This window comes from uncultured Halopseudomonas sp. (genome assembly GCF_963977355.1).
Classification (GTDB): Bacteria; Pseudomonadota; Gammaproteobacteria; order Pseudomonadales; family Pseudomonadaceae; genus Halopseudomonas.
This window is the reverse complement of sequence record NZ_CAXBOV010000002.1, coordinates 148,234-160,937: the sequence shown is the minus strand read 5'-3', so window position 1 is coordinate 160,937 and position 12,704 is coordinate 148,234. Positions and strand designations below refer to the sequence as shown.

12 protein-coding genes are annotated in these 12,704 nt (G+C 57.3%); 7 read left to right on the top strand and 5 right to left on the bottom strand.

Features of this window, described 5'->3' with window-relative positions:
• Window positions 1-10: 10 nt before the first annotated feature.
• Window positions 11-1,087 (top strand): DUF3080 family protein, encoded by a 1,077-nt coding sequence (locus AAC076_RS01745; RefSeq protein ID WP_339842629.1) that lies wholly within the window; start codon window positions 11-13, stop codon window positions 1,085-1,087.
• Here the strand turns inward: AAC076_RS01745 and tusA are convergent.
• Window positions 1,070-1,324 (bottom strand): sulfurtransferase TusA, encoded by a 255-nt coding sequence (tusA, locus tag AAC076_RS01740; RefSeq protein ID WP_339842628.1) that lies wholly within the window; start codon window positions 1,322-1,324, stop codon window positions 1,070-1,072. The genes AAC076_RS01745 and tusA overlap by 18 nt on opposite strands.
• Before the next feature lie 143 nt (window positions 1,325-1,467).
• Between tusA and AAC076_RS01735 the strand changes: the two genes are divergently transcribed.
• On the top strand, window positions 1,468-1,752 hold the full coding sequence (locus AAC076_RS01735) for an antibiotic biosynthesis monooxygenase (protein ID WP_339842627.1): 285 nt from the start codon (window positions 1,468-1,470) through the stop codon (window positions 1,750-1,752).
• A 4-nt stretch (window positions 1,753-1,756) separates the two neighbouring features.
• Here AAC076_RS01735 and rlmM read toward each other — a convergent pair whose 3' ends face one another.
• Window positions 1,757-2,842 (bottom strand): 23S rRNA (cytidine(2498)-2'-O)-methyltransferase RlmM, encoded by a 1,086-nt coding sequence (gene rlmM / locus AAC076_RS01730; protein WP_339842626.1) that lies wholly within the window; start codon window positions 2,840-2,842, stop codon window positions 1,757-1,759.
• 51 nt (window positions 2,843-2,893) lie between these two features.
• The gene (metE, locus tag AAC076_RS01725; protein ID WP_339842625.1) at window positions 2,894-5,224 is read right to left on the bottom strand and encodes a 5-methyltetrahydropteroyltriglutamate--homocysteine S-methyltransferase; all 2,331 of its coding nucleotides are present in this window, start codon (window positions 5,222-5,224) and stop codon (window positions 2,894-2,896) included.
• 115 nt (window positions 5,225-5,339) lie between these two features.
• On the opposite strand from metE, the gene AAC076_RS01720 reads away from it, so the two are divergent.
• From AAC076_RS01720 to AAC076_RS01700, 5 genes are all read left to right on the top strand, one after another.
• Window positions 5,340-6,269: a LysR family transcriptional regulator gene (locus tag AAC076_RS01720; RefSeq protein ID WP_339842650.1), complete on the top strand. Its 930-nt coding sequence runs from the start codon at window positions 5,340-5,342 to the stop codon at window positions 6,267-6,269.
• 293 nt (window positions 6,270-6,562) lie between these two features.
• On the top strand, window positions 6,563-7,444 hold the full coding sequence (locus tag AAC076_RS01715) for an alpha/beta hydrolase (RefSeq protein ID WP_339842624.1): 882 nt from the start codon (window positions 6,563-6,565) through the stop codon (window positions 7,442-7,444).
• A 253-nt stretch (window positions 7,445-7,697) separates the two neighbouring features.
• Window positions 7,698-8,561 (top strand): alpha/beta hydrolase, encoded by an 864-nt coding sequence (locus AAC076_RS01710; RefSeq protein WP_339842649.1) that lies wholly within the window; start codon window positions 7,698-7,700, stop codon window positions 8,559-8,561.
• A gap of 128 nt (window positions 8,562-8,689) precedes the next feature.
• Window positions 8,690-9,448, top strand: coding sequence for an SDR family oxidoreductase (locus AAC076_RS01705; protein WP_339842623.1), 759 nt, complete (start codon window positions 8,690-8,692; stop codon window positions 9,446-9,448).
• A 221-nt stretch (window positions 9,449-9,669) separates the two neighbouring features.
• Window positions 9,670-10,293 carry a QsdR family transcriptional regulator gene (locus AAC076_RS01700; RefSeq protein WP_339842622.1) on the top strand — a complete coding sequence of 208 codons (624 nt, stop codon included), beginning with the start codon at window positions 9,670-9,672 and terminating at the stop codon, window positions 10,291-10,293.
• On the opposite strand, the gene AAC076_RS01695 is transcribed toward AAC076_RS01700, so the two are convergent.
• Both AAC076_RS01695 and AAC076_RS01690 read right to left on the bottom strand, forming a co-directional pair.
• A complete protein-coding gene (locus AAC076_RS01695) occupies window positions 10,290-11,879 on the bottom strand; it encodes an ATP-binding protein (RefSeq protein WP_339842621.1) in 1,590 nt (529 codons plus the stop codon). The two genes, AAC076_RS01700 and AAC076_RS01695, sit on opposite strands and share 4 nt — an antisense overlap.
• A 12-nt stretch (window positions 11,880-11,891) precedes the next feature.
• Window positions 11,892-12,605 carry a response regulator transcription factor gene (locus AAC076_RS01690; RefSeq protein ID WP_339842620.1) on the bottom strand — a complete coding sequence of 238 codons (714 nt, stop codon included), beginning with the start codon at window positions 12,603-12,605 and terminating at the stop codon, window positions 11,892-11,894.
• Window positions 12,606-12,704: the final 99 nt, after the last annotated feature.

Sequence of the window (12,704 nt, the reverse complement as noted above, 5' to 3'; positions counted from 1 at the left end):
AGGAACCTCGATGCGTAAGTTGCTGATACTCATTGGCATAAGCCTTCTGCTTGCCGGTTGCGAGCGCTCTCCGCCTGCCGCACGGCAAATGGACAATTATCTGGAGCGCCTGGGCCGTGTGCTGGATCAGGATCATCAGGAATACAACGTCGAGGAATTGAGCAAATATCGCTTGCCCGAGCGCCGCGAGAGGCTGATCGACATCGAGCCCATGCGTATCAGCCTGATCAAACTGCTGGTCGACACGCGGCGTTGCAAGCCGCTCCAGCAGAGAGTCAGTGAACGCAACAGCATTCTCGGCAAAGTCATGCCCTGGTCCCACCGTTTGGCATTCGAAGGTGAATTGATCCGCGCCATCGAGGACTGTGCGGTCATCCTTTCAGATGATCCCGACCGCGAGGATCTGATCGCTGAACTGGAACAGTTGGCGGCGGACAAGCGCGCCCAGTTACCGGCGGTGTTCTGGAATGCCTTGAATGCCAGCGAAGAGTTCGAGTATTACCTGAGGTTTGCCGCGGAGCCCTTGCCTGTTCAGGAGCAGGCCCTGGAGGATCGCCGCGGCGCCCTGGCACTTTCAGAACTGGCTGACACCGGTCTGGGTCTGCCCGATCAGCTCCCGCCCCCGCTGCCCGAACTGGAAGCTCACTTTCAGTCACTCCATCAGAGCGAGCGCAGCAGCCAACTGATCCATAGCCTGAGTCGAATGACCCACACATTGGAGCAAGCGACCAACATGCTCAGCAGCTCCGCAGCCCGCCAGCTATGCCCAATGGGCCAACCAACCTCGCGCTCGCGCATCCTGCTTAACGTATTCGTTTTATTCTACGCTGGAGAGATTCAGCCCTACATGGCGCAAATACAGCGCCTTGGCCAACCCTGGCAACAAAACATCTCGCAGTTGAAAGCAGTGCCGGCTATCCCCCCTGCCACCGCCAACTATCTGGGATCACTGGCCGGTGAGGATAATGCCTTGTGGCTGAGGTATCAGCGTCAGCTCACAGCTCACAGTGAAGCCTGGCAAGAGGTATTGGGCGCCTGCCAGATGCGGCCGGGCCAATCCGGATGGCAATCAACCGCTGAGGGCTGAGGTCTGCTTGCGAATCAGATACCGGAAAATACCTTCCGCCTCATCTGTTTCGACCAGTTCGTGACCAAGAAAGCTGCAGAACCTGGGAATATCACGCTGAGTTGAGGGATCCGTAGCAAGCACCTCAAGGAGATCACCAGCATTGATGTCGCGCACCGCGTTATGTAGCAACATGACCGGTTCGGGACACATCAGTCCGCGGGTATCGAGTTGTCTGGGGGAAATTACGTCGTTCATGATCAGCCTGCCGGATAAAAAACCATTATCCGCAAAAGCGCGGCCCCTTGCCAGCGACGCCGGGAGCGTCGAAACTATAGAGCCAAACATATGACAGAAGCGCCAACCAAGGTGCCATTGACACTCGTATCAAGGAATATTTGATGATCAAAGTACTGATCGAACGCGTAATTGCCGAAGGTCTCGAACAGCCTTACGAAGAAGCCGCCCGCAAAGTTATTCAACAGGCGATCCAGTCTCCCGGCTTTATTTCCGGCGAGTCATTCCGCGATCTGGAACGCCCGAACCATCGCATCGTCATGGTCACCTGGCAAAATCGCCACTCCTGGGAGCGTTGGGAAAACTCCCAGGCACGCTTCGACAGCATCAGCGCCTTCGCGCCCATGCTGGAGAAGGAAGAACGGGTAACCTTGCTGGAGCCTCTGTAATAGCTCAGCCTAAAGTCTGAATCTTGAAACTGCCCGCGTGCAAAACCCGCACGTGACAGGTGACTTCTTCACGATCGCTGTAGAGTTGCTTGCAGGCGATTGACGCCTTGATACCGGCAGCGTCCAGGTCGGCTTGCACATGCTCCATGCACTGCATGACTTCCTGGTAACGCTGCTTCATCGGCAGCTTGAAGTTGATGATCGCTTCCCGACACCAGCCGCGCCCGATCCAGCGACCCAACAGGGCACTGGAGCGTGCCGGCTTGTCAACGATATCGCAGACCATCCAATGCACTGTTTTCTTTGGCTTGAATAGATAGCCGTCAGCCTGCACATGCTCGACCTGACCACTGTCCATCAGACTGGGGGCCATGGGCCCGTTGTCCACTGCAATCACGTTCATGTGCCGGTTGACCAGTTGCCACGTCCAGCCACCGGGCGCAGCGCCCAGATCAACGGCGGTCATGCCCGGCGCCATGCGGCTATCCCATTCGTCACGCGGAACAAAATGATGCCAGGCTTCCTCAAGCTTGAGGGTAGACCGGCTAGGCGCATCGCGGGGTACTTTCAGGCGCGGAATACCCATCGGCCATGGCGCCGCATTGTTAGCCCAGGACCAGCCCACAAAGACTCGCTGGCCGCTTTCAAAGCACAGGTGCAGGCGCGGCGCATCAGTTTTGGCCGGGCGCACAAAACGGGTCTTGGTCAGCGCGGTTTCCAGTGGCCGTGACAGCTTCTTGGTCAGCGCTGCCATTGCCTTGCCGTCGTTGGTGTCGGCTGTTTCCAGCCAGACACAGGAAGCAATGGGCCCTTTCGAGCAGGCCGTAATAATAGGTGAAATACGATCTTCCACCGGTACATCCAGCCACTCGCCCAGGGCCCACTGGCGAGCAAAAATCAGCTCGCGGAAACGCAGTTTGGTCATCAGCCGTTCGGCGTCTCCTTCCTGAGGACAGACGAAGCGCACCAGCGCGGAGTTGTCCTTGGTAACCGCATAGCCAGCTATGCCCTTGGCACCCGATAGCTCCTGCATCTCAGCAGCCGTTTCGCCCTCGAATCCGGGACGGCAGTGCAACAACAACTCGCGCATGTAAGGCTCCAGCAAAATGACCGGCCGCCACTTTACAGGCTTCCCGGCAGCCTACGCCAGCTGCTTGGCCACTGTTTGCGACCGGGGGTCAGCCAAAGTTACCGGATCGCTCTCCCGCAACTGACGGGCCGCCTCAACCATCGCTTGCAGCGCAGCCTGTGTTTCAGGCCAGCCACGGGTCTTGAGTCCGCAATCGGGATTCACCCACAAGCGCTCAGCCGGTATGACCCGCGCCGCCTTGCGCAGTAGCCTTACCACTTCAGCCACTTCAGGAATCCGCGGCGAATGGATGTCATATACACCCGGCCCGATTGCATTGGGATAGGCATACCCGGAGAAAGCCTCAAGCAGCTCCATGTCCGAACGCGACGTCTCGATGGTGATCACATCTGCGTCCATGTCAGCAATGGAATCGAGAATGCCGTTGAACTCGCTGTAGCACATGTGGGTATGAATCTGGGTCGTATCCGCCACCCCGCTGGCGCTGAGTCGAAAGACCTCCGCAGCCCAGTTCAGATACCGTGGCTGGTCAGCAGCTCGCAGCGGCAAACCTTCACGAAACGCAGGCTCGTCGATCTGGATGATCGCGATACCCGCCCGCTCCAGGTCCACTACCTCGTCACGAATCGCCAATGCCAATTGCCGGGCGCTCAGTTCACGGCTGACATCCTCGCGGGGAAACGACCACATCAACATGGTCACCGGACCGGTCAACATACCCTTGACCGATTTGTCCGTCAGACTCTGGGCATAGCTGGCCCACTGCACAGTCATCGGCGCAGGCCGACTTATATCGCCATAGATAATCGGTGGCTTTACGCATCGTGAACCGTAGCTCTGCACCCATCCAAAGCGGGAAAAGGCATATCCGCTAAGTTGCTCGCCAAAATACTCGACCATGTCATTACGCTCTGCCTCGCCATGCACGAGCACATCCAGACCCAACGATTCCTGCTCGCGAATGACGCTGGCTATTTCTGCGCGCATATCGGCGGTGTATTGCTCTGCGTTGATACAGCCCTGCTTGAACGCCTGGCGGCTGACGCGAATATCGCTTGTCTGTGGAAAAGATCCAATAGTTGTCGTCGGCCAGGCCGGCAACGCCAACCGTTGCTGCTGCACGGCAGCCCGACCCTCGTATGGCGTGGCACGCTGGCTATGTTGGGCACCCACACGGCTGAGTCTCTCTCCTACTGAGGGGTTATGAATGCGCCGCGATGTTTGCCGCCCTCGCTGCACGGCCGCAGATTCCGCCAGGGCGTGACGAACATCCTCGGCGTCCGGAATATTCAGGGCCCGAGCCAGAAGCGCAAGCTCTGTTACCTTTTGCGAGGCAAACGCCATCCAGCTGAACAACTCATCATCCAGACTGTCCTCCCGCTGCAGATCAACAGGGCTATGCAGCAATGAACAACTTGGTGCAACCCAGAGTAGCTCCCCCCAACGCTCCTGCGCCTGGCGCAAAAGAGCTAGCGCGCCCTCCAGATCACAGCGCCAGATGTTGCGTCCGTTAACAACGCCCAAGGACAGCACCTTGTAGGTGGGTAACCGGTCGAGTAAATAGGGCAATTGTTCAGGCGCACGCACCAGGTCCACATGCAAGCCATCAACCGGCAAGCTGCAGGCCAGCCCCAGGTTATCTTCCAGACCGCCGAAGTAGGTAGTCAGCAACTTTTTCAGCGGGGCATATTGCAAGCGGTTATAGACGCTCTCGAATGCAGCTTTCCAATCCGCCGGCAGATCCAGCACCAGCGCTGGCTCATCTATCTGTACCCACTCGACACCTTGATCTGCCAGGCGGTTGAAAATTTCTACATACACTGGCAGCAGCGCCTCGAGCAGTTCCAGCTTGTCGAATGCCTCGCCCTTGGTCTTGCCCAGCCACAAATAACTGAGCGGTCCTAGTACCACCGGCTTGACCCGATGACCCAGCGCAATGGCTTCGTCGACCTCATCGAACAACTGAGTCCACTGCAGGCTGAAGGTCTGGCCGCAGATAAATTCCGGAACCAGGTAATGATAATTGGTATCAAACCACTTGGTCATCTCGCAGGCAAAGGTCTGCTTACCGCTGCCGCTAACGCCGCGGGCCATGCGAAACAGAGTATCCAGATCCGGTGGGGCATCAGTGGCAAAACGTTCCGGCACAGCACCCACCATCAGGCTGTGAGTAAGTACCTGGTCGTACCAGGCAAAGTCACCCGCCGGTAACAGTGCCAATCCCGCCTCACTCTGCAACTGCCAGTGCCGCGCCCTTAGTTCACGGCCGGTTTGAAGCAGTTCTTCCTGCTGTATCTGTCCAGACCAGAATGCCTCCAGGGCCTTTTTAAGTTCACGGTCTCGTCCGATACGAGGGAATCCCAGATTGTGTGCCAGTGCCATAACGCTCTCCATCATGTTCGATTCGTGGATGCTATGGTCTGCCTCGGCAGGAATTGAATCAAACTCATCCTGTTAATGCTAAACTTCGATTTCGCTCATGTTTGAGAATCAGCTTATGCTTGAAATACGCCACTTGCGCACACTGGCCACCTTGCGTGAAGCCGAAAGTCTGGTTGAGGCGGCAGAGCGCCTGCATCTGACCCAGTCCGCTCTCTCGCACCAGATAAAGGATCTGGAGGAGCGTCTGGGCCTACCCCTGTTTACGCGCAAGAGCAAACCGGTCCGCTTTACCAGCGCCGGGCTGCGGCTGCTCCGCCTGGCGGACAACGTACTGCCACAATTGCGCCAGGCCGAGCGCGACCTGCAACGCCTTGCCGGGGGCCAGGCCGGACGCCTGCATATGGCCATCGAATGTCATAGCTGCTTTCAATGGCTGATGCCTACCATCGATCAGTTCCGCAATGCCTGGCCGGAGGTAGAGGTGGATTTTGCCTCAGGTTTCTTTTTTGCCCCGCTGCCTGCACTGGCCCGAGGCGAACTGGACCTGGTCGTCACCTCCGACCCGCAGGATATTCCCGGTATAAGCTACGTACCGCTGTTTGCCTATGAGGCCATGCTGGCAATCAGCAACCAGCACCCGCTGATCAACCGCAACCACGTAGAAGCCGCGGACCTGAGTAATGAAACGCTGATCTGTTATCCGGTAGATCGTGATCGGCTGGACATATTCACCCAGTTCCTCGACCCCGCCGGGGTCGAGCCCGCGGCTATCCGTAACGCTGAACTCACCGTGATGATGATGCAGCTGGTCGCCTCGGGTCGGGGGGTCTGCTGTCTGCCCAACTGGGCAATGGCCGAATATCTGCAGCGGGGCTACGTTAGTGCCAGACCCCTGGGACAGGAAGGTTTGTTCGGCACCCTGTATGCCGCAGTGCGGGAAGACATGCTGGAAATGTCCTACCTGCAGGACTTTCTCCTGACTGCCAAGGACATCTCATTCGCCACACTGGAAGGCGTGAGTGCCAAGATAAGCAAAAGATCATGAGCGACATGTTCATTATGTCCAACGAAGAATCAATACTCGGCGGGTAGACGCCCGCGTAGCGAGTCGCTCCATCCCCTGAAAAGCTCTAGCCAGACGGTCGCCAAACCAAAACGGGGCCCTCGGGCCCCGTTTTTTATGACTCAATTCTAAAAAATGATTCATTCACCCGATTGGGCGAGTTTCAATCTCGTTACCGAGGCATACATTCGTCTGCGTCAGGGCACTGTTGTGGACACACAGTCTTTGGGCTCTGTAGGCAATACCAACAACAATAATATCCCACAGGTAACTCCATGAACGCATCCGCTGCTTTCAAACTAACCGGTCTGGCCCTCGGCCTAGTACTTTCTGCAACCGCCCTCGCCAGCAACCCATCACCTAGCCCTACGCCCACTCCGACGCCTGATCCAGGCACAGGTAGCGCATTCCCATCCGTATCCGATTTCAGTCGCTCCGGTTCCTTCTCGACCACCAGCGGCAACGCCGGCCCGAACTGCACTATCTACCGCCCGCGCACACTCGGTGAGCAAGGTCGTCGTCACCCGATCATTCTCTGGGGTAACGGCACCGGCGCCTCACCAAGCACCTATAGCGCACTGCTGACCCATTGGGCCAGTCAAGGTTTTGTCGTCGCTGCCGCACGCACCTCCAATGCCGGGTCCGGCGACGAGATGATCGACTGCCTCGATTACCTTGTGCAGGAAAACGGCCGCAGCAGCGGCACTTACGCCGGCAAACTGAACGTTAACCGTGTCGGTTCCGCGGGTCACTCCCAGGGTGGTGGTGGTTCCATCATGGCCGGTCGCGACGGCCGTATAACTGCAACCGCCCCGTTCCAGCCCTATACCATCGGTCTGGGTCACCGCAGCAGCTCGCAAAGCCAGCAAAATGGTCCGATGTTCCTGATGACCGGAAGCAGCGACACCATTGCCGTGCCCCGTAGCAACGCCCTGCCGGTCTTCAACAATGCCAACGTACCGGTTTTCTGGGGTGAGTTACGCGGTGCCAGCCACTTTGAGCCTGTGGGTAACGCGGGTGGATTCCGTGGGCCTTCAACCGCCTGGTTCCGCTTCCACCTGATGGGCGACAACAACGCCCAGAGCACGTTCTACGGCAGCAACTGCCGTCTGTGTGGTGACCGTAACTGGGAAGTCCGTCGCAAGGGCATTAACTGATAGCACAGTAACAGCAGCTGTTCAGAGGCCATTCCCCCCGGGGACTGGCCTTTTTTTTACCTGCCAACATTGATCTGAAAAACGGCCCAATGGGTAACAATATTTTTGTCTGTCTCAATTTTCACCCGAATAGGCGAGTGTTGAACAGGATTGCCGCGACTATATTCAAAGTCGCTGAGAGCCTGACATTAGGTAATAAGCCAAAGGCTCAGTGACCTTAACAAAAACAAACGGAAGAGAGATCACTATGAAAATGGCAACATTTAAAATGTCCAGCATTGCCGCTGCCCTATTGATGTCTACCAGCGTCATGGCCTACACCCCAACTCCGACGCCAACTCCACCACCCTCCGGCGGCGGTGGCGATTTCCCATCAGTTTCCGATTTCAGCCGCTCCGGCCCCTTTGCCACTACCAGCGGCAACGAAGGCCCGAGTTGCACAGTTTATCGTCCACGCACCCTGGGCGCTGAAGGACGTCGTCACCCGATCATCATCTGGGGTAATGGCACCGGCGCTTCACCTGGCACCTATGGCAGCCTGCTTAACCACTGGGCCAGTCATGGTTTCGTCGTCGCTGCGGCTCGCACCTCCAACGCCGGCTCCGGTGATCAGATGATCGACTGCCTCGATTATCTTGTGCAGCAAAATGGCCGTAGCTCAGGCACATACGCGGGCAAGCTCAACGTGAATAAAGTCGGTAGCACTGGCCACTCACAGGGCGGCGGCGGCTCCATTATGGCCGGTCGTGACGGTCGTGTGACCGTGACTGCTCCCTTCCAGCCTTACACCATTGGTCTGGGCCACCGCTCCAGCTCCCAGCGTCAGCAAAACGGACCCATGTTCCTGATGACCGGCGGTCGTGACTCTATCGCTTCACCAGGTCTGAACGCCGCACCGGTATTCCGTAATGCTAACGTTCCGGTATTCTGGGGTGAGCTCAACAGCGCCAGCCACTTCGAGCCTATCGGTAACGCTGGAGACTATCGCGGCCCTTCCACTGCATGGTTCCGCTTCCACCTGATGAACGATGGCAATGCCGAGAGCACCTTCTACGGCAGCCGTTGCGGCCTGTGTACTGACCGCGGCTGGGATGTGGAGCGCAAGGGCATCAATTGATCGGCCATTGCTGATCACAATGCACCTGGCACCATAAGCGCCAGCAAGCAGAAGCCGGTTACCCGAGGGTAACCGGCTTTTTTGCATCTGCGGTATGCTTTGGCATCGTTCATTCAAGGAAAACAACAATGTCAGAGAACCGACCTGTCGCTTTGATTACCGGTGCTGGGAGCGGCATTGGCCGCGCTACCGCCCTTGCCCTGCTTGATGCAGGTTACGCCGTGGTACTGGCTGGCCGACGCGAAGAACAGCTGAATGAGACTATCAAGGCTGCTGGTCCAATGGGCGACAATGCCCTTGCAGTAGTAACTGATGTTCGCAAACCGGAATCCGTTGAAGCGCTTTTTGCTTCTACCCGCGAGCGCTTTGGAAGGCTGGATGTGCTATTCAACAATGCCGGTACCGGCGCACCGCCAGTACCACTGGAAGACGTCAGTTTCGCCCACTGGCAGGCGACTATCGAGACCAACCTGACCGGCGCCTTTCTCTGTACCCAGCAAGCCTTCAAGATCATGAAGAGCCAACAACCGATGGGCGGTCGCATCATCAATAACGGCTCCATTTCCGCCCACGCTCCACGGCCCAATTCTGCACCCTATACCTCGACGAAACACGCCATGACCGGGCTGACTAAATCCACCTCGCTGGATGGCCGTCGTTACAACATTGCTTGCGGCCAGATTGACATCGGCAATGCGGCGACCGAGATGGCTGCGCCCATGCAGCGCGGCGTGCCACAGGCCAATGGTGAGATCGCTATTGAAGCGGTAATGGACGTGGAGCAGGTAGCACAGGCAGTGGTACAGATGGCCAGCTTGCCCTTGGAGAGCAATATCCAGTTCATGACCATCATGGCAACAAAGATGCCCTTTATCGGTCGAGGTTGAAGGTTGCCAGAAAAAGGCGAAAAAGTTGGTCATCCCGTTGATGGAGTAGTTATCAATTCATGGCTTGAATCAATTTATGGATCAGACCTGATTACATCTGAATAGGATAAAGAACCCGTTGCAAAGATGAAAATGTTGATGATTCATCATCGGGACACTTCTAATCTTGGTATCGTTATTGCTACTATGCATCTAGCCATACAATTTGCGGATTAGAAACCATGAGCAACCAACCGACACCTCTCTCGCTGGCATTGTCGCAGCGCAAGTCCGATGAACGCGCCACACCCATGACAGCCTTTCGCATGGCCCGCCGCTGGTGGTTGGAGGGTCGCCGACTGAACCTGTCGCTGCTCGCTGAGGAGCTGGGAGTGGGCCGCGCCACGCTGATGCGCTGGGTAGGCAACAAGGACCTGCTTATGGGGGAGATACTCTGGTCTGAATACAAACGCCTTTACGATGAGGCTATAGAGCAGGCTGAGGCAGATCCGAAACTCAAGGGTATTGATTTTCTGGCGCAGATCTATACCGATATCAACGTGGCGCTGATCAATGCCAAACCAATGCACGATTTCATGCGGGCCGAGCCGCAATGGGGTCTACAATTGCTGACTTCCAACGTATCGGGCCTGCAGAGCAGGTTGATCGAGACATGGCGCAAGCTGTTCGAGGATCAGATCCAGGCCGGATTGATCAACCCCGAAATGGACGCAGACAGCCTGGCCTACTTCATCATTCGCATCGGCGAGGGCGCTATATACTGCGACCTGATCTGCGGGCGAACTCCTGATCCTGAGCCAGCCAAAACTGCCTTTCGTCTATTGGTCAACGGCCACACCCGCTAGCCTCGCCGCAGTGGCCACTCCAGAATGAAGTCCGCCCCATTGAGGGCGGCAGACTCGCCGGCACGTGCCGTTCCGCCATGCCAGTACATCACCCGACGTACAATCGACAACCCCAGGCCATAGCCACCAGAAGCCCGGGTACGACTGTCGTCCAGACGCATAAAGGGCGTAAAGATCTTCTCGCGTGATTGCTCATCAATACCCGGACCGTCGTCTTCGACGCTGACCACACAGCGCCCGTAGACCACACGGCATGATACCCGCACGCGGCTACTGGCATGACGCATGGCATTGGTAATCAGATTACTGATTGCCCGGGTCAGGTAACGCTGCTCGGCCTCAACTGCGATCGCCCGCCCGTAACTGTTGTCTTCAACTTCGATAACCACTTCCTGATTCAGTGGCGCCAGCTCCTGCACCACTCGGTCAATCAGCGCAGGTACATCAAGCAGCACCATGCCGAGCGCTGGAGCGCCCTGCTCCAGGCGTGCGTAGGTCAGAATCTCATCAACCAACAGGTCAAGCTCACTAAGATCGGCATCCATCCCTTGCACATAATGGACAATGTCCTTGTCGTCCTTGGAGGTTTCTACCATCTCCAGACCAAACCGCAGCCGCGCTATAGGCGTGCGCAACTCATGGGACACCGCGCCAATCATCTCCTGCTGGATCTTCATAAGGCGTTGCAGATGGCTTGCCATATCGTTGAAGGCCCTGGCAACCCGGCCCACCGAGTCCTGACCCACGGCGTTCACCCGGGCGTCCAGGTTGCCATGGCTAAGCAGCATCGCTGCAGCTTCCAGAGTAATCAGACGCCGCTCCAGTTGCCGCACCAGCAAGTAGATCAACAAACCGCTTAGCGTCAGCACCAGCATGCCGGTTATGAGCAGCAGCTCCCTGGGGTAATCTTCCATCTGAAACAGCGGACCAAGGCGCAACACCCAATCGGTATCGGTCACCTTCATGTACAGCAACACCGAGTCGCCATCGGGACCCAATGTCATGACCGTATCAAATTCCTCGAGACGGCGACGCTGGTCGGCATCCAGATCAGCCTCGCGCATGCGGGTGAGCATTAGCGTATAGCCGAAGTCCTTGTCCCTGCGCAGGCGTTGCAGTCGCTCGGGCATATCCGATTCGGGATGACGTACCAATTCGTCAACCAGCAGAAACAGCGTCGCCCTGCCAAGTTGCTCGGTGATGCGCTGAATTTCGGTGGTCAATACCGTGTGTTCATCCACACGGCTGAACACTTTGACCTGGCTCTGCGCCGAGGGTTTGACCAGCACCCGACCACGACCCAGGTGCGCAAGCTGACGGGAGTCCAGCCCAAGCTGATCAATGGAACGTAACTGCAGCGGCACACCAATCAAGCGCGTCCAGGCCGCCAATGCCCGTAGCCGCTCGGTACCCTCCATCTGCGCCAGGTTGTCGGCCATCAGGCGAAAGGTGCCGGTAGCTATATCTTCCCGGTAGGTTTCCGCGCGGAACTCGTTCACCTGACGGATTCCCAACAATGCCAGTAGCGACACCACGATCAGAATCAGCAGCATGCCGCCGTATATGCGCAGGAAAATGGAGTTCACAGGGCGCCCAGGTCAGGGTTGTACGGCAACAAACAGATAGCCCTTGCTACGCACCGTCTTGATGATGCGCGGCAGCTCGGGATCATCGCCGATCTTGGGTCGAATGCGCGAGATGCGCACATCAATGGAACGATCCTGTCCGTCGTATTCAATGCCACGCAGGGCGTTGAAAATTTCCTCGCGACTGAGTGTACGCCCAGCATTACTGGCCAGTAACCACAACAGATCAAGCTCTGCCCCGGTCAAGTCGATCAGCTCATTACGCAGCCAGGCCTCACGCCGGGCGTTGTCGATTACCAGCGGGCCAAAGGTCAGACGGCTGACCGGCGCGTCGCTGGCGGGCTCGGCGTCGTGACTGCGGCGCAGCAAGGCTCTGATACGAGCAAGCAATACCTGGGGCCTGACCGGTTTGTTGACGTAATCGTCAGCCCCCAGCTCCAACCCACGAATATGATCTTCATCGTCACTGCGCGCTGTGAGCATCAACACCGGTCGTGCGTAACCGGCCCCCCGCAAGCGCTTGCAGATCGACAGGCCATCCTCACCCGGCAACATCAGGTCGAGTACTACCAGGTCAGGATTACCAGCCAGAATATGTTCCACCGCACCAGCACCATCGGTCAGCAGATCGACTTCCAGGCCCTGCGAGCGCAAAAATGCCTGAATCAGTTCAGCCAGCTTGAGATCGTCTTCGACTATGAGGATGCGTTCGTTATCAGTTGCCATGCGCCTGCCAACCCACCTGTCTACCTGCGGAAAGCAGCGATTGTAACAATCCCCCGGCAAAACACCTATCCGGCATCAGAGCGCGACGTCGGTCACAAA

Coding starts and splice junctions, on each gene's coding strand:
- AAC076_RS01745 (WP_339842629.1), top strand. CDS start 11: ATGCGTAAGTTGCTGATACTCATTGGCATAAGCCTTCTGCTTGCCGGT.
- tusA (WP_339842628.1), bottom strand. CDS start 1,324: ATGAACGACGTAATTTCCCCCAGACAACTCGATACCCGCGGACTGATG.
- AAC076_RS01735 (WP_339842627.1), top strand. CDS start 1,468: ATGATCAAAGTACTGATCGAACGCGTAATTGCCGAAGGTCTCGAACAG.
- rlmM (WP_339842626.1), bottom strand. CDS start 2,842: ATGCGCGAGTTGTTGTTGCACTGCCGTCCCGGATTCGAGGGCGAAACG.
- metE (WP_339842625.1), bottom strand. CDS start 5,224: ATGGCACTGGCACACAATCTGGGATTCCCTCGTATCGGACGAGACCGT.
- AAC076_RS01720 (WP_339842650.1), top strand. CDS start 5,340: ATGCTTGAAATACGCCACTTGCGCACACTGGCCACCTTGCGTGAAGCC.
- AAC076_RS01715 (WP_339842624.1), top strand. CDS start 6,563: ATGAACGCATCCGCTGCTTTCAAACTAACCGGTCTGGCCCTCGGCCTA.
- AAC076_RS01710 (WP_339842649.1), top strand. CDS start 7,698: ATGGCAACATTTAAAATGTCCAGCATTGCCGCTGCCCTATTGATGTCT.
- AAC076_RS01705 (WP_339842623.1), top strand. CDS start 8,690: ATGTCAGAGAACCGACCTGTCGCTTTGATTACCGGTGCTGGGAGCGGC.
- AAC076_RS01700 (WP_339842622.1), top strand. CDS start 9,670: ATGAGCAACCAACCGACACCTCTCTCGCTGGCATTGTCGCAGCGCAAG.
- AAC076_RS01690 (WP_339842620.1), bottom strand. CDS start 12,605: ATGGCAACTGATAACGAACGCATCCTCATAGTCGAAGACGATCTCAAG.